The organism is Novosphingobium sp. BAM6, from assembly GCF_057784955.1.
Genome location: NZ_JBYNTR010000012.1, coordinates 1 through 16,840 on the forward strand (window position 1 = coordinate 1; position 16,840 = coordinate 16,840).

A 16,840-nucleotide genomic window follows, 5' to 3' on the forward strand; every position below is an offset into this window, starting at 1 on the left:
TAGACCCGTCTGATCGGTTCCGGTCGGTACGTCTCCTTCCTGAGCGACAGCGCCAGTTCCGCCAGCCACCGCTCGACGCCGTAGTCCTCGATATCCGCAAAGTCCTGTCCATCCACACCCGGCGCGCCCTTATTGGAACGACACTGGGCGTAGGCATGGGCCAGAATGTCATCGCGGCTGATCTTGTCGTACAGCGCGTAAAACCGGTAGCCGACTTCTGCCTTCGCTTTCGCGTGCAACGCCTTCTGCAGTTTCTGGACGCTTATCGGAGTTGATAGGTTACCCAATCTCCTGCCCCTCACCACGTGTTGCGTTCATCTTGAACTGAGGCCCCTTCCCTCCACCGGCATTACCCGGCTTCCTCGGTACTACGGACCTCTCCGCCACCCCATCGCGCCCTTCCCTCCCTCGCGGGCGTCCGGTTGCCGATCACTCGGCACGCCATGGGGCTTCCCGTGTTGCGTGCACTTTCCTTGCGTACATGCTGTCGCCACTACCCCGGCGCAGCAGACGGGCTCAAGCGTCGCTCAGACTCGCCCATCATATCAGCCTTCCCCGTATGGGTTGACGGGTCGGCCTGCACATCGGCATTTTCGAGGATTGCTCAGCGTTCACTCACGTTACGGCCTGTACGCTCGCACGATCACCTACGTGACCGTTATCCGGGGGCTTCAGACATTTCGTCACCTCCATGCCTGCCCCGGTCGCTTCCGGCTGGAGCATCGCCGGGTAGGCCTCTCACCCACTAGAAAGTGCCGCCTTTTCACGGCGCACACCCATTATTGCCGTTCAGGCGCCAAATTTTTGGCGCCTAGGTCCGGACTTACAGCTATTCTGGCGGGTGTCGACGAGGCACTGTTTTTCCTCATTCGCTAGAAGAACGGTCGGGTTCGCCGTGGCCTGCCGTTTGTTCGCCGACGATAGATCGGATGAACGCCTAGTTTCAGGCCGGTGATGTGTCCTTGGGGAAGGCTATGACGAGGTTATTTCTCGTTGCGCCGAAACTATTTCCAGCCACCGCCTGCGGCCTGATAGAGTCTCACGGTCGCTAGCAATCGCGCACTGCGGGCTTGTATCAGGCCGAGGCGCGCTTGAAGTAAAGTCCTCTGGGCATCGATCACGTCGAAATAGTCGCCTTGTCCTACATCGAAGCGATGCCGCGCGTGATCGTAGACACCGGCGTCGGCATCGCGCGAGGCTACGGCAGCCTTCTCTTCCCGAGCGGTCTGCTTGAGCGCACTGAGCTGATCGTCGACTTCGCGGAAGGCATCGAGCGCAATGGCGCGATAGGCGTAGGCTGCCTCGTCACGCCGGGCGGCTGCAGCATCCTCGTTCGCGCGCAGGCGCCCGCCTTCGAAGAGCGGCGCCAGCACGCTGCCGAACAGCGACCACAGGTTGACCGGTCCCGGATAGACGTCGGCATTGGTGCGGCCCAATGTACCGCCCAGCGAAAAGTCCGGCAGGAACGCCGCCCGCGACGCGCTGAGCGAATGGTCGGCGGCGATCAGCTGCTCCTCCGCTGCCGCGATGTCCGGACGGCGGCGCAACAACCGCGATGGCAACTGGCCGACGGCGGGCAGGAGCGGCAGATCCATCAGCGATGCGCCGCGGGGGATCGCCTGCGGATTCTCTCCCAGCAACAGCGCCAGCGCGTTCTCCTGCTCGACCATCTGCTGCGTCATTTGCGCCTGTTGCAGCTCGACCTGATGCAGTGCGGCATCTGCCTGGAGGACCACGTCCTGCCCAATCTGGCCGACGGCGCGCTGGTGCTGGCGCATGGCCAGTTCGCGCGCCAGGCTGGCATGGGTATCGTCCAGGACCTGCTGCGTCGCGTCCAGCGCGCGAAGCTGGCAGTAGTCCGCGACGACCGAGGCGACGACGGCAATGCGCACGCCGTCCTGAGTGGCGCGCTGGGCCAGGTATTGCGCCTGCGCGGCGGCGGTCTGGCTGCGCAGCTTGCCGAAGATATCGGCTTCGTAATTCACCGAGGCCTGCGCCTGATACTGCGTCAGATCGACGCCGACGAGCGTGGTCTGGCTGAGGATACGTTCACGCGGGTAGCCGGTTGCACCCGCACTTATTTGCGGCAATTGATAGCTGCGCGTGCCTTTGACTTGCGCTGCGGCCTGCTCGACACGAGCAGCGGCCTGTCCGAGATCGGTATTGTGCGCAAGGGCCTGCGTGACCAGCCCTGACAGTACCGGGTCGCCCAACTGCTTCCACCACTCGGGATCGATATCGACACCTGCCATGTCGGGGTCTGCTCGCCACGCTTGCGGAGCACGGACCTGCGCATCGGCAGGGGGCTGGGGCCGTGGCCCCATGCAGCCACTCAACACCAGCGAAACCGCTGTCGACAAGAGCAATACCGTCCCGCGTGAAGCGAATACGGCCTTCACGAGCCCCGCTCCGCTTGGCGAACCGGGGTGGTCGTGTCGATCCTGGTTTCTACCGACATGCCCGGCCGCAGCCGCGCAGCCAGCGGCTGGTCGATATCGGGAGAGATGCGGATACCAATGCGTTGCGGGATCTTCACGAAGTTGCCCACCGCATTGCTGGGACTGACAGCGGAAAACTCCGCTGCCGTCGCCGGGGCGATCTGCGTTACCCGCCCGCGCAGCTTCGCGCCGCCCAGCGCATCGACGGTGAACCACACCCGCTGCCCCAGCCGCACGTTGGCGATATCCGATTCCTTGTAGTTCGCGATCACCCAGGCGCCGCGCGGGATCAGCGTGAACAACTGGCTTCCGCTGGCAACCAACTGGCCAAGGTGAATGGTGACACGTCCCAACTGGCCATCCTCGGGCGCGACGATGCGGGTACGTGAGAGGTCGATATCGCTGGAAAGCTGGCCAGCCTTCGCGGCGTCAAGCTGGGCTGCCAGTTGGGTGCGATCGACATGCGCCGTCTCAAGGTTCTCCTGCGCGATGCGGATCTGTGCGCGGGTCTCGTTCAAGGCCGAGCGTGCGGCATGATAGGCCATGGCCGCTGCATCCAGATCGGCCTGCGAGACGCTGCCATCACCAACGAGCGCCTTTGCCCGCTGAAAATCCGCTGCTGCCTTGCGTTCGCTGGCCTGCGCCTTTTCCAGCCCTGCCTGCTGGCCTGCCAGTTGCGCCGCAGCACTGGCCTGCTGCTGCACATTATTGGCAAGATTGGCGCGGGCTACTTCGACTTGCGCGGCGGCCTGCCGGGCTTGCGCGCGATACGTACTCGGATCGATCTCCAGCAGGACCTGTCCCTTATGAACCATGGCATAATCGCTCACGTAAACCTTGGTCACATAGCCGGTCGCCTGCGGCGCGATCACTGTCGTGCGCCCCTGGACATAGCTGTTGTCGGTCTGCGGCCCTATCCCACGAAACGGCCAGAGCCCCCAAGCTGCAAGCACGGCCAGCACTGCGACCAGTGCCAGCACCGCGATAATCACCCACGTCAGCGGGTGCTTCTTAGGGGGCGTCCAGTTGACCGGGGCATCGGCGTCATCGTTCGGCGGCGTCATGTCTTCGCTCAAGGTTCCACTCTTTCCCAGCGTGCGATGCCGCGCATCACCAGCATGTAGACAAACAGGCAGGCCGCTCCGCTCGCGGTCAGAACGCCTACGAAGCGAAAGGCGTCCAGATATCCGAAAACGCCCGCGCCGGAGGTTATCGTGGCCGCGCCGGTTGCGGCGGCATCACCGCCCGATGCGGCGAAGGGGCTGGCAAGTGGGCTCCATGACGCCAGCACCGTCAAGGCATCCTGCTGTGCCACGAACTGGTAGCTGCCGATCAGCGCTGAGCCGATCAGCCCCCCCATGTTCTGCGTGAAGGCAAACATCAGGATCATCGTCACCAGATTGTGCGGGCCGCTGCTCATGACCTTGCCGACCATGAACAGCAGGCCGGACGCGACGAAGGCCACGCTCGCACCGCCGATCACGAATTGCGTGACCAAAACGTCCATCGGCGTCACGAAGCCGTTGCGGCCACCGTCGAACCATGCCGCGCCCGCTGTTGCCAGCATACAGATCAGCATGATCCATCCTGCCCGCTCAGGCTGAAAGAAGCGGGCGAGAAGGACGACACCTGTAACCTGCCCCAGTAGCGAGGCCAGCGACATCAGGTGAAGCTGGTCACTGTCGAAACCCAAGGCCGCCATCAACCCGCGCATGCCGGTGGTCTGCTCGGCGAGGCCGATCCGTTCGAACACAACGACAAAGATCAGCATCAGGAACTGGCGCGAGGTCATCCACTCAATCTGGAGTAGGGGGTGGCCGCGGCGATGCTCGCGGATCATGGCTGCGGCCACCAGAGCGATCCCGCCCGCCAGCATCCAGCCGATCCACGGGGCCTGCGACCACCAGTACGTGCGCCCCTGCGCCAATGCCCCTGCCAGCAACAGAACGCCAGGCACCGCCATAGCAATCGTCACGAAATCGCCTGGCGAAAATACCTTGTAGCGATCCGTTGGGGTCAGCGGGAACAGCAGCGTCAGCGCCAGCATGGCACAGGGTGCAGCGAGGCAGATCAGCCTGAACCCCAGCGCGCCATTTTCGGCGATCGTCTCGACCGGTACGAAGCCCACTAAAGAGGAAGAGGCCAGCAATGCCCCGATAGCGGTCATTGGCGCGCGGAAGCGCTTGTCTGCCGGCACGACCACCAGCATGTAATAGACAGCCATGGCAATCGCCATCGAGTAGACCGCACCGTTCGCGGCCCGGTTCAGCAGCAGCGTGACGAAGGTGGGATACAACAAAAACAGCAGCGACGTCGCCGCATAGATGCTAATGACAATATGGAAGAAGCGCGTAGTGCCGAACTGCATCCGTCCCTTAATGACGAAGAGCGCGTTGCTGGCTCCAAAGCCGTAGTAGAGCGCCGTTGCCCAAGTCGCCTGCGCGCTGGTCAGATGAAGCGGGCCTGCCAGATAGGCAATATCGGTCGCAAACAGAAACTCACCGAACGTCGCGAGCGTGGCGATGCTGATGGCGCAGATGACATAGGCTATCTTCAGCTTTGGCCCGATGGGAAAGAGATAAGGCCCGCTCGGCATCGTCGGGCGGAGTGCAGGAGATATCCGGGCATGGCGCAGATCAGATGTCATGCAACCAACCCGTTGCCACTGCTGAGGCGCCGGTGAACTCGCTCGATACTACCCTAAAACCCATGCCCACCATCTGCCATCTCCGGAGATCGGGCACAAAACGCGAGGTCGTCAAATCGCGTGCCCGTCCCCCTATAAATGCGTGCTTCTCTCCTTTCCTGTCATGCTGGCAAGAGCGCGTGACTTTGATCTCGCTGGGCAACGCACCTTTCCAGAGTTTGTTTCATGGGCTGCCCATCTTATTGATGGCGATAGTGACCCGCTTTCTGGCTCCCCGATCATAAAGAGAGACCAGAGGTTAGATACAATGGCCTGCAGGCGTCTGCACAAGAGCGTCGGGCATGGCGACCCGGTCCTGCTCTGACTGAAGCCGACCGATAGTGTTGAAAAACTCGGGCTTGAAGTAGTCTTCGGGGTCTGATTCACTGTTCTCGCAGGACGGAGACAGACCGATGATGGGCGAGCGGACGGTGGCGCAAGAGGCGCTGTTTTACAGCTTCAACCTAGAACGGCACGTACCGGCAGGACATCTGCTGCGATCGATTGACAGGTTCGTCGATCTGTCCGGCATTCGCGAGCATTTGCAGCCCTATTACAGCGAGACAGGTCGCCCTTCGATTGATCCGGAACTGATGATCCGGATGCTGCTTATCGGCTACTGCATGGGGATCCGCTCGGAACGCCGGTTATGCGACGAGGTACACCTCAATCTGGCCTATCGTTGGTTTTGCAGACTGGGACTGGAAGGCGATGTGCCCAACCACTCGACATTTTCCAAGAACCGCCATGGCCGGTTCCGCGACAGTGATCTGTTGCGCAAGCTGTTCGAGACGACGGTAGAGCGCTGCATGACAGAGGGACTGGTCGGCGGTGAAGGCTTTGCCGTCGATGCGAGCCTGATCGCAGCCGACGCCAATCGCCAGCGCGGGGTTCGCGGCGGTGAGCCCTTGCCGCCGGAGGCGACCAACCATGCTGTGAACGAGTATCTGGCCGTTCTCGACAATGCCGCGTTTGGCGCCGCGACGCCTGTCGTCCCGAAGTTCCTGTCGCCTGCCGATCCTGCCGCGCGCTGGACCAGCGCCAAGGGCGGTCAGGCGTTCTTCGCCTACTGCACCAATTATCTGATCGACCTGAAGAACGCCGTCATCATGGATGTGGAAGCGAGCACGGCGGTGCGTCAGGCTGAGTTGACTGCCGCACGGCGGATGATCGATCGCGTCCAAGACCGGTTCAAAGTCTGGCCTGCGCGACTGGCGGCGGATACCGCCTATGGCTCTGCAGAAAACCTAGCGTGGCTGGTGCACGAGAAAGGGATCGAGCCGCATATCCCGGTCTTTGATCATAGCAACAGGCGCACCGGCAGCTTCCAGCGATCCGCCTTACGCTTCGAGCATAAGCGCGATGTCTATGTCTGCCCGGGGGAAAAGGATCTGAAGCGGCAGCATCGCAACTTCGCCACAGCGCGTTCCGGTGTCGATCAGGATGGCTTCATGCGATATCGCGCGTCCAAAGCCGATTGTGACGGTTGCGCGCTCAAGCCGGACTGCTGCCCGGGCCAGCCCGTCCGCAAAATCCTGCGTTCAGTCCATGAAGGCGCTCGCGATCTGGCCCGCGATCTGGCGCTGACCGACGCCTATGTCACTTCACGCCGGGAAAGAAAGAAGGTCGAGATGCTGTTCGCGCATCTCAAGCGCATACTGAAGCTGGACCGGTTGCGCCTGCGTGGGCCAAATGGAGCAAATGACGAGTTCCTCCTCGCCGCTACCGCTCAGAACCTCCGCAAGATGGCCAAGCTTCTGCCGATGAAGGCTCAACCAGCAATGGGCTGAAGGTCAAAACGTCATTCAGGCCATTCCCGCGTCGATCCCAGTATCCGGCGAAGATCGACTTCTTCAACACTATCCACCCTTTATGGTCGTTCAAAGACGCCTTTCCGTTGCCTAGGTGCGGATGGGCAGCTTTCCTTTTCTGGACACCCAAAACGGGCCGTGAAGAGACGGTCCGCTCAAAGACCAGCAGATTTGGCGACCTCGGCACCAAATAAGGTTCCACGTCACCAAGGTTCATCACAACAGTACGCGAGACCCATCACGAAATCGCTGCATCATATTGATCGATGAGGATACTCCCGATGCGTGCAGCTTTGTAAATCGTAGGGTTGTGCGATGATACCGCACGTGCATTGCGCCAATGTCGGTCGAGCCTGCTGTCCGTTTCAATCGACGATGCGCTTCCCGCATCGAACAGCAGCCATGCCGCTTCCCCTACCAAACGCGTATTGGAAACTTGCGCTGCTGCTGCTGCCAACTCCGCATTTTCAAGCAATACGCCCCGAGGGAGTTCGGTGGGAAGGGACGTGAACGCATCCAGATCTGTCGCCAGTTGTCGAGCCGTGGCGCGCGCAGCATAGGCGCGGCTCTCCACTTCGCCGATGACACCCAGCACTTGCGGATCTTCCCTGGGGCTCGCGGTCGACGCCAAGGGATAGGATCGGGTTCGCCCGTGAACGACCTGCGTAATGTCACGGCTTGCTCGGGTCGCGATTCCGGCCTGGGTCGCGACATGCACGAATTGATAGAAGGCCTGTATATACCGGAAAATGTCGGGGTCGGAGTGCGCGAACACATTCTGGGGGTCTACGGCGACGCGATCGAAGGTTGCTGTCCCGCTTGCGGTCAGGCGCTGGCCGAACCCGTTCCAGTCGTCGATCACCGACACTCCGGGCGCATCGCGAGCGACGACGACTTCGAGGAAACCGTCTTCGGTGCGGACAAGAACGTTGATCCAGTCAGCAAAGAGACTCCCTGTGGTGTAATACTTTTCTCCTGACAGCCACAGCCCGTCAGCATCTTCGTTCAACGTCGTACGAATATCGAATGGTGTGGTCGCCCCGCTATCCGGGCGGGCTTTTTCGGACGCGGCGGGGCCAAACAACTGGCCCTCGCCAGCCGCTTTCAGCAAGGCCTGCGATGCGGGTGTCCGGGGCCAGGCTAACAGTAACTCCACGAACCCAAGATGACCGCGAAATATCTGCGCCAGGTTCGAATCCGCTGCAGCCAGTGAAATCAGGACATCGGCAAGTTCGCCGATGGTGCTGCCGCGCCCGCCGAATTCTTGGGGCACGCGCAACGAACCGAGACCGGAAATCAGCAGGCGCTTCACATAGAGCGCGGGCAACTCACGCTCCCGGTCCCGCCGAGGCGCATCAGACGCGAGATCTGCGATGATCTGCTCTAGCGTTTCGATTTCGGGGACGGTTTCGATCAAGATGGTACGGGACATCCGATATCTCCTTAACGGGCCGAGGAAGGGAGCGGCTTGACGGGTGTGTTTTCCCAGACGCTGAAGGGCGTTGCCTCATCGACGATTTCTCGTCCGTGCTCGATGTGACCTTGGAATGCCCACACATTCGCCTGCCGGGGCTGTCCGATGTTGCTGGCAGCAGAGGGTACGGTGAAATCGATAGGATGCAGCAGCGTGGAGCCGATGTCCGGGCCGAAGCTCTTCGCGTGGCTCACGTAATCGCGGAAGCTATCGGCGCTGACTTTATCCAGCTTGCGCGCGATCTGGGCGAACGACCACACCGCATACCAGTCCGTGGTCACTGACCCATCGGTAGGGCTGGTGACTTTGCCTTGTGGATCGTACTTGGCCAGCTGGCGCAGATATTCCTTCCATATCGGGAAGCGGGCGGCATCCTCGCCCTTTTCCAGCGCGATGGAGTTGGGGAACGGCGCGGCGCTCAGCGCCGAGATCGTCGCATTTTCGATGACGTTGTTGCTGCCGACAAACGGGATAGCGAGACCTTGCGCGACTGCGGCTTCAACAAGCTGCGTTTGCTGACTAGGGGGATAAAGCATGCCGCCCCAGACATCAGGATGAAGGCTTCTGATCCGGGCGATATAAGGGGCGAAATCGGTGGTGGCAGGCGGGATCTCGATCACCGTGACGTTTTTCACGCCCGCGCGCGCATATCCGAACTTCGCCGTCTCGGCATAAGTGACGTTACCCGTCATGGTCACAAAAACGCCGGACTTCGCGCCAAAACGCTTCGCCCCGAGGTACGTGCCCTGTGCCGCACCTGCCGAGTTGAGTGCCGTGATGAAAGACAGCGGATTCTTCACATCGGACGGAAGACTACCCATCGGAAACCAGTTGACGATACCTTTTGCACGGCTGATGCGGTCGACGCCGCTAGCACTGCTGCCACCGATGAACGTGACCACGCCTTCGTCCGCCAGCTTGCGGGCGCAGGCCAGGCTGGCGGCAGCCTGACCCTTGGTATCGCAGACCAGAACCTCAAGGGCTCGCCCGCGGATGCCGCCGGTGTCGTTGACCGCTTTTACCGCAATCCGGGCGACTGCACTGGGGTCGGTCGCGGCGAAGGGGGAGCTTGTCTCCGGCAGGATCATGCCGATCTTGACGGCGTGGTCAGACGTTCCCTGACCGTTATTGGAACAGGCGGTCAAGGCGGTGCCAAGTGCCAGCAAGGCAAGAGCACCGGTATGCGAAGCGGAAAAACGGGCACGGCTCATGGCGTGTTCTCCGAACATGGAAAGTCAAACAGGAAGGTGTCGAAAGATTGAGGGGGCGTGGCTTCACACGTCTGGCGGCCGCCCCAGGTAAATGCGTTCAATCTCGTCGCCCCGGCGAGCCAGTTCCTCCCGCGGGACGTGGAGGCGAACGAGTCCATCGCCGATCACAGCGGCGTGGGTGGCAATTCGTTCGGCAACGTGCAGGTGTTGCTCCACCGCCAGCACGGCGACGCCATCGTGACGCGCCTGGTGTACAACGGCATCGACGACACGAACCGCCATGGCCGGGCTGAGACCGAAGGTCAGCTCATCAAGCAGCACGATCTTGGGTCGCCGCAGCAGCGCTCGCGCCACGGCGACCATCTGCTGCTCCCCGCCACTGAGTTGCCCTGCCGGAACATCGAGACGATGCTCCAGTTCGGGAAAGAGCTCCAGCAAAGCGTTTGCAGTGACAGCGGCGAGTTGCAGGTTTGCGCGCACGGTCAGCGAAGCCGCGAGACTGCGGCCCTTCACCACGAGCCCCACATCGGTTCGTGCCCGCTTGTAGGCCGGGCCCGATAGCGGCTGGCCGTGCAGCAGGATTTCTCCGGCAGTCGTGGCCAGGAAACCGGCGATGGCTAGAAGCACAGTGGACTTGCCCGCGCCATTACGCCCGAGCAGCGCCAGTACCTCGCCCGGCCCGACATCGAGATCAATGCCATGAAGCACCTGGCGGCGACCGTAGGAAGCGCATAATCCGCGCACGGACAAAGCAGGTGCAGGACGATCCGGCGAGAGAAGTGGGGTTTCCTTCATAGCGGGCTCACTTCCTGAGAATGAGGAATAGGGGATGCCAGAGGCACGCGCTCCGGGACTTCATCGGGCGGGGCACCGAGGTAAGCGCGCTTCACGTCATCGCGGGCGAGCACATCGCGCGGCGTGCCCCGCGCCAAAACGCGCCCGGCATCCAGCACCACGGCTTCGTCACAGGCATCGAGCACCACGTCGAGGTTATGTTCGACCAGCAAGACCCCGATATTCAGTTCGCGCGCAACCCGCTTGATCAGCGTCGTCATGTGCCGACGTGCCTCGGCACTGAGTGCAGCGGCAGGTTCATCAAGCATCAACACACGCGGACGTGCAGCCAGAGCGCGCGCCACGGTGACACGCGCATGCCAGCCGAGCGAGAGGCTTTCGACCAGAGAATCGAGGTGATCCGATAGTCCCGTGACGCTGGCGGCGGCTTCGGCGACCTGAATTTCACGCCGGCCAGTGGGGCGGGCCGGACCAGTCACGTAAGCGAGCGCGTCCTGTGGTTCGGCCGCGACCAGCAAATTCTCCCGGACACTGAGATCCTCGAACAGCAGATGATCCTGAAAAGTGCGGGTCAGCCCGAAGCGCGCGCGTTTGTGTGGTGGCAGTCGTGACAGGTCATGGCCGGTGACGCGTATGCTGCCAGAGGCCGGGACGAACCCGGAAATGGCATCGATCAGCGTGCTTTTACCCGCGCCGTTCGGCCCCAGCACGCCGAGAACCTGACCGGCACGCACGTCGAGCGAGAGGCCGTCGACGGCCAGACTTGATCCGTAGCGAACCTGCAGGTTCTCGACATGCAACACGGTCTCACCTGCGCGCGCGCCCACAGGCGCAAGGGGTGACCAAACATGCGGATCGGCCTGTTGCTGGATCACGGGCGTTGGCACTGATGCCTCGCCATGCTTCTTCACACGACGGATCCCGCGCAACACTTGCGCGACGAAGCCGTCCGGCTCGGATACCAGGACGAATGTCAGGTTGAGGCCCAGCACCAGTGAAAGCCAGTCGTTGATCGAGGCACTGAACGTCAGCAACTGGTCGATGACACCGCCGGGCGCGAAAACCCCGGCAAGGATGCCGCCGACGATGTAGCCAGCACCGCCCAGTACCGTCATCGCGATGATTGCCAGCGAGTCCGAATAGGTCAGCCCTTCACCGAAGCGCATGCCGCCTACAGTCCCGCTTTGCAGCGCCAGCAGAACCCCGGCCATGCCTGCAAGAGCAGAGGCCAGCGTCGAGGCGGCGAGCTTTGCACCGCCCACCGAAATGCCGCTGGCCGCTGCGGCGCGCTCGTCCGCGCGCATTGCCAGGATACGCCGACCGGCACGGCTGCTCCGCAATCTGGCGATTATCAGCGCAGCCGTCAGCACAAGGCCCCAGATCAACAGGGCAAAACGGTCAGGATAAAGGGCATTGTCGAAAGAGACGCCCAGGATCGAGGCATTGGAGATGACCCAGCCGTCAACACCGTTGAGGAAAAGACCGCTCCGGAAGACCCAGCTTTCCAATATCGTCGCGACGGCCAGCGTAGCAATGGTCAGCCCTACGCCGCGCGTACGGACCGTTGGAAGCGCCACCACCGTTCCGAAAATCGCTGCCACGGCTATGCTGCCAACAAGCGTTTCGGTCAGCGAAGCGCCGATCTGGTTGATCCAGCCCGCCAGCAGTGTCGTCGCGCCTGCAAGGCCGATCGGCAGGAGGTTGATCTGTCCCGCGTATCCCGTGGAGATCACGACCGACAGCCCCAGCAGAGCAAAGATGCCGGTAACAGCGATCACATCGGCCCAGCGGTCGGCGAGCCCGCCATAAAGAGCAGCGACCAGCAAGGCTGCGCAAACCGCGATGCCGATGGGCTGTATTTTGCCGGAGCCGACACGGAACAGTCTGCGGATATCCAGCGTGCCGCGCCCTGGCAGACTGCGGCCGGTAATGACCAGCGCCACCAGCGTTACCAGAGCGGGGATCGACTTGCCGAGACCGGGCTCGATGTTGAAGCCGATCGCCAGCGATTCCACGATCCCCGCGGCAATCCCGACAATCGCGGCAAGCCAGAACTTGCGAAATCCCGCGATAAGCGCCGCGCCCAGGGCGGGGACGATCAGGGTGCTCAGGGCCGTGGGCCCGACTTCGGTTATGGGGGCCAGCAGGATCCCGGCGATGGCCGCCAAGGCGCCGCCTATAGCCCAGGCCGCTACGCCCCAGGGATGCGGAGAATAGCCCAGCGCCTGTGCCCCCATCGGGCTGTCCTGAAGAGCGGTGGTGATCCGGCCGAAGCGGGTTCGCTCGAACAGCAGCGTCAAAGCGATGGTCAGGATTACGACGACCGCCGTGACCAGCAGCCCCAGGAACTGCACTCTTGCCTCGGCGATCACGGTGCCGCCGTCGATCAGGAAGGGCGTGACCCGCTCCTGCGTGTTGGTCCAGATGATGCGGACACCGGCCTGCAGCGACATCAGCAGGCCAAGCGTCACCAGAATGCGGGTTGTCGTCGTCGCATTGACCAGCTTGCGGCCGACCAACGCGTAGAACAGCACGCTGATCACGATCCCGGTCGTGATGCCAAGGAGGATCGCACTCCACAGCGGTAACCCGGCATGGGCAAACAATTTCCAGAAAGCGTAAGTGGATGCCATGCCGACAGCCCCTTGCGCGAAATTGATGAGGCCGGTGCCGCGGTGGACCGCGATAAGCCCCAGCGCGACAAGGGCGTAGGCGCCACCTGCTGTCAGGCCCAACAACGCATATTCGATAGCGTGGATCATGGTTCCGGCTCCGACGTCAGATCAGGGGGTGTCGTGGCGGCAGAATGCCATCAAGCACGAAGCGGCCGATATGGCGGTACTTCCAGCGAACGGGGTCGTGCAGCGTGTGCGTGCGGGCATTGCGCCAATGGCGATCAAGGCCGTGGGCGGCATCGGTGGCGCTGGTGCCAGCCAGTTCGAACAGGGCGCTGGCCGTATCGACCGCCACTTCGCTGGTGGCGACTTTGAGCGCGGCCACGGCGATGGAGGCACGCGCGGCAGAAGCATTGTCGAGCGGTTCGGCCTGAACGGTATCAAGCAATAGCGCCGTCTGCGTGAAAGCCGCCTCCAGAACCAGAACGCGGGAGGCGATCTGCCCTGCCCGTGCCACCAGTTCGGGTTCTTCCGCAGCGCGCGGCACGTTCGCCTCGAACCACGGTCGGCTGCGTGTTCGCACGAACCGGGCGGCGTCATCGAGAGCGGCCCGAGCGATCCCGAGATCGATCGCAGCGTGCAGCAACTGATCGAAAGCACCACCTGTGAACGGCCCCTCGAAGGCCTGCCACAACGGAAGCACATTCTCGTCGTTTACCGGCACACCCTCGAATATGGCCGTGCCGCTGACGGTGGCGCGTTGACCGAACGAGGTCCAGTCTTCGGCAAGCGTGATGCCCGCTGTCTCCCGCGGGAGAAGGACCAACACCAGCCGGTCTTCAGGATCCTTGGCAGAGACCCCGATCCAGTCGGCGGTCAGGGCCCCGGTGGCGTAGTATTTACGCCCGTCCAACCGCCAGATATCGTCATGACGGGCCAGACGGGTTTCCGGATTCCAGGCATGCTGCGTACCGCGCTCGGACAGGGCGTTGCCGATGCGGGCTCCGGCCAGGACTTCGGTGAAGATGCGCTGGCGCAACGAAGGGGATGCGAGCCCGGCGACGGCGCCGAGCAAGACGAAATGCGGCAGCAACGTCTGCGCCAGCGCCGGATCGGCGACGGCAAGCCGTCGCAATATGTCGGCCTGAACGCCTGCGGAAAGGCCCGCACCACCCTCTCGGGTTTCAATCGGCGCCCCCAGCAGGCCCGAGGCAGCGATGGCTTGCAGTTCTGCGGTGGGAAGCTGCTTGCGCTGGTCCCGATCCCCGGCGCCGGGCAGGAAACTGGCGGCTAGCGCGTCGGCTATCGCGATGGCCGACGCCGCCGTGGCGATCTGCCCGGGCACGGCGTTTTGCAAGGCAGCCGCGCTCATGCCTTCACCCCATCGGCCCGGATATCGAAAGCGCCGCCCGTTAGCGAGCGTTCGCGCAAGGTCACCGGCGCCTTGCCGGACAGCAGCGGGAAGACCAGTTCAGCGAAGCGGATCGCCTCTTCCAGATGCGGATAGCCGGAGAGGACAAAAGTGCCGATACCAAGGTCGGCGTATTCCTGCAGCCGTGCAGCGACCGTTTCGGGATCACCTACCAGCGAGGTGCCGGCACCGCCGCGCACCAGTCCAACGCCGGCCCACAGGTTGGGAGACACTTCGAGGCGCGAACGATCGCCTGCATGGAGCGAGGCCATGCGCCGCTGGCCGACCGAATCCATCTTGGCATAATTGGCCTGCGCCTGCGCGATGTCGTTGTCATCAATACGGCTGATGAGGCGTTCTGCCGCGGCCCATGCCTCGGCATTCGTCTCGCGCACGATCACATGCAGGCGAATACCGAAATTTACGACGCGCCCATGGCGTGCCGCGCGTTCGCGCACATCGGCAATCTTCTGCGCGACGGCAGCGGGCGGCTCTCCCCACGTCAGGTAAGCATCGACGTGACGTGCGGCAAGATCGTGGGCAGCCTCGGAAGACCCTCCGAAGTAGAGTGGAGGGTAAGGGCGCGTGACGGGCTCGAAGTGGTTGCGCGCCTGCCGGACGCGGACGTGATTTCCATCGAAATCGACAACCTCGCCTTGCAACAGCCGCTTCCAGACCGTGAGGAATTCATCGGAAGCCGCGTAGCGCTCGTCATGGTTGAGGAACACGCCGTCTGCGGCCAGTTCCGCCGCATCGCCTCCGGGTACGACGTTGAGCAGCAGGCGTCCGCCGCTGGCCTGATCCAGTGTTGCCGCCTGCCGGGCCGACGCGGTGGGGCCGCCCAGCGAAGTGCGCAGTGCCACCAGCAGCTTGATGCGCTGCGTTGCCGACGCGACGCTTGCAGCGGTTACCCAAGGGTCCAGGCAATTGCTGCCGGTAGGGATCAGCAGCCCGTCGTAGCCCAGTTCATCCGCCGTGACAGCGATACGCCGCATGTAGTCCTGCGTCGCAGGCCTGCCACTGTCCGAGCGGCCAAGATAACGCGCATCGCCGGACGTAGGCAGATACCAGAAGACTTCGGCGCTCATTCGCTGACCTCCTGAAGAGAGGTCTTGTCGTGCGGCTGCCTGACGGGAATACGTTTGCCGAGATCGACGCCGCTGTACCAGGCGCGAAGGGCTGTTCTGTCATTCAGCTCGTAATCGCCGATGGCCTTCAGCCGGAAATCCACCGGGTTGTGGCTGGAAAGCGTGCGGGCGTTGCGCCAATATCGATCCCAGTTGCGGTCGGCATAAAGCGCTGAAGCACCACCAACGTCGAACAGGCGTGTCGTGGCGGCAAGCACGGTGGTTATGACCGAATACTGGGCGCGGAAAACGTCGGCTTCGGTCTGGTTGACGATGTGGTCTTCCGGGGTGCCGTCAGCCAGCAGGACGACGAGTGCGCCCAGCTTTGCCGCCGTATCGCGCACGGCGATGGCTGCAACGTAGGCGGCAGAGCTGATCTCGCCGACAACCGCCTGCACGATTGGATCGTCCTTGGGCAGAACCCCGCTGCCATGGGCGAAGTAGCGGCGCCTTTCGCGCACGTATTCCACCACATCGTGGTGAGCGGAGCGGGCGATCCCGGCCAGGCCGATCAGATGGAACAGCTGTGCCAGCGATGTCCCGTAGGCCCCCAGTGCCCCGAACTGAGGAAGGTAATCGTCCTCGCTGATGCTGACCTGCCGGAACAGTGTGGTCCCGCTGGCGGTAAGCCGCTGGCCGAAGCCGTTCCAGTCGTCCCGAAGCTCCACGCCCGTCGCATCGTGGGCTACCGCGACACTGCGCAATTCGTCGCCCGCGTCCTCGGCAACGGTCACGATCCAGTCGGCGTAGAGCGAGCCGGTCGAATAGAATTTCTCGCCGGAGAGAAGCGGTCCACGTGCCGCATCGTGTTCGATACGGGTTTCGAAATGGTCGCTGTTGGCAATATTGCGCTCGGTATGTGCGCCGCCGATGATCGCGCCTGCCGCGATCCGCTTGATCCACTGCGCCCTGCTCGGGGTGGGGGGCGAGAGCAGGATCGATTCCACGAAGATGAAATGGGCACGGAAGATTTGCGGGAAATTGGAATCCGCCGCAGCCAGATCGAGCAGCAGATCGGCAAGGTCCGGCACTGAATAACCGGCCCCGCCGTCTTCTTCGGGAAGCCGGACCGCGCCGAAGCCCCGCGCGGCGAGTGCCGCCACATCATCGCGGGGCAGTTCGCGGTCCCGATCGCGTCTGGGGGCCTGTTCCCGGATTCGGGTGAGAATGTCGGAAAAGTCAAAGCGATCAGACGCAGCGACATTTGCGGACTTTGGTGCAGTAACAGTCATGAAGGTTCACCTCGGATTGCGAAAAGAGGGTGACGAGCCT

At 62.7% G+C, this 16,840-nt stretch carries 11 protein-coding genes and 1 pseudogene; 1 reads left to right on the forward strand and 11 read right to left on the reverse strand.

Features of this window, described 5'->3' with window-relative positions:
- From AC3EC3_RS17845 to AC3EC3_RS17860, 4 genes and pseudogenes are all read right to left on the reverse strand, one after another.
- Positions 1-239: pseudogene (locus tag AC3EC3_RS17845) on the reverse strand (group II intron reverse transcriptase/maturase); the annotation flags it as partial.
- A 765-nt stretch (positions 240-1,004) separates the two neighbouring features.
- Positions 1,005-2,399, reverse strand: coding sequence for an efflux transporter outer membrane subunit (locus AC3EC3_RS17850; protein ID WP_488490945.1), 1,395 nt, complete (start codon positions 2,397-2,399; stop codon positions 1,005-1,007).
- Positions 2,396-3,502 carry an HlyD family secretion protein gene (locus tag AC3EC3_RS17855; RefSeq protein ID WP_488490946.1) on the reverse strand — a complete coding sequence of 369 codons (1,107 nt, stop codon included), beginning with the start codon at positions 3,500-3,502 and terminating at the stop codon, positions 2,396-2,398. The genes AC3EC3_RS17850 and AC3EC3_RS17855 overlap by 4 nt, the downstream gene beginning before the upstream one ends.
- Positions 3,503-3,510: 8 nt before the next feature.
- Positions 3,511-5,085 (reverse strand): hypothetical protein, encoded by a 1,575-nt coding sequence (locus AC3EC3_RS17860; protein WP_488490947.1) that lies wholly within the window; start codon positions 5,083-5,085, stop codon positions 3,511-3,513.
- 452 nt (positions 5,086-5,537) lie between these two features.
- Between AC3EC3_RS17860 and AC3EC3_RS17865 the strand changes: the two genes are divergently transcribed.
- A complete protein-coding gene (locus tag AC3EC3_RS17865) occupies positions 5,538-6,914 on the forward strand; it encodes a transposase (protein ID WP_488490948.1) in 1,377 nt (458 codons plus the stop codon).
- 259 nt (positions 6,915-7,173) lie between these two features.
- On the opposite strand, the gene AC3EC3_RS17870 is transcribed toward AC3EC3_RS17865, so the two are convergent.
- The 7 genes from AC3EC3_RS17870 to AC3EC3_RS17900 all read right to left on the reverse strand — a co-directional run bounded on the left by AC3EC3_RS17870 (position 7,174) and on the right by AC3EC3_RS17900 (position 16,800).
- Entirely contained in the window at positions 7,174-8,367 is a 1,194-nt protein-coding gene (locus tag AC3EC3_RS17870) for an acyl-CoA dehydrogenase family protein (RefSeq protein WP_488490949.1), read from the reverse strand.
- A gap of 11 nt (positions 8,368-8,378) precedes the next feature.
- Positions 8,379-9,620 (reverse strand): ABC transporter substrate-binding protein, encoded by a 1,242-nt coding sequence (locus tag AC3EC3_RS17875; RefSeq protein WP_488490950.1) that lies wholly within the window; start codon positions 9,618-9,620, stop codon positions 8,379-8,381.
- Between the two features lie 63 nt (positions 9,621-9,683).
- Positions 9,684-10,415: an ABC transporter ATP-binding protein gene (locus AC3EC3_RS17880; RefSeq protein ID WP_488490951.1), complete on the reverse strand. Its 732-nt coding sequence runs from the start codon at positions 10,413-10,415 to the stop codon at positions 9,684-9,686.
- Complete coding sequence (locus AC3EC3_RS17885) at positions 10,412-13,177, reverse strand: ABC transporter permease subunit (protein WP_488490952.1); 2,766 nt, start codon at positions 13,175-13,177, stop codon at positions 10,412-10,414. The genes AC3EC3_RS17880 and AC3EC3_RS17885 overlap by 4 nt, the downstream gene beginning before the upstream one ends.
- Positions 13,178-13,193: 16 nt before the next feature.
- Entirely contained in the window at positions 13,194-14,402 is a 1,209-nt protein-coding gene (locus tag AC3EC3_RS17890) for an SfnB family sulfur acquisition oxidoreductase (protein ID WP_488490953.1), read from the reverse strand.
- Positions 14,399-15,529 (reverse strand): FMNH2-dependent alkanesulfonate monooxygenase, encoded by a 1,131-nt coding sequence (ssuD, locus tag AC3EC3_RS17895; RefSeq protein WP_488490954.1) that lies wholly within the window; start codon positions 15,527-15,529, stop codon positions 14,399-14,401. Before ssuD ends, AC3EC3_RS17890 begins: the two co-directional genes overlap by 4 nt.
- Positions 15,526-16,800: an acyl-CoA dehydrogenase family protein gene (locus tag AC3EC3_RS17900; protein ID WP_488490955.1), complete on the reverse strand. Its 1,275-nt coding sequence runs from the start codon at positions 16,798-16,800 to the stop codon at positions 15,526-15,528. Before AC3EC3_RS17900 ends, ssuD begins: the two co-directional genes overlap by 4 nt.
- Between the last annotated feature and the right edge of the window lie 40 nt (positions 16,801-16,840).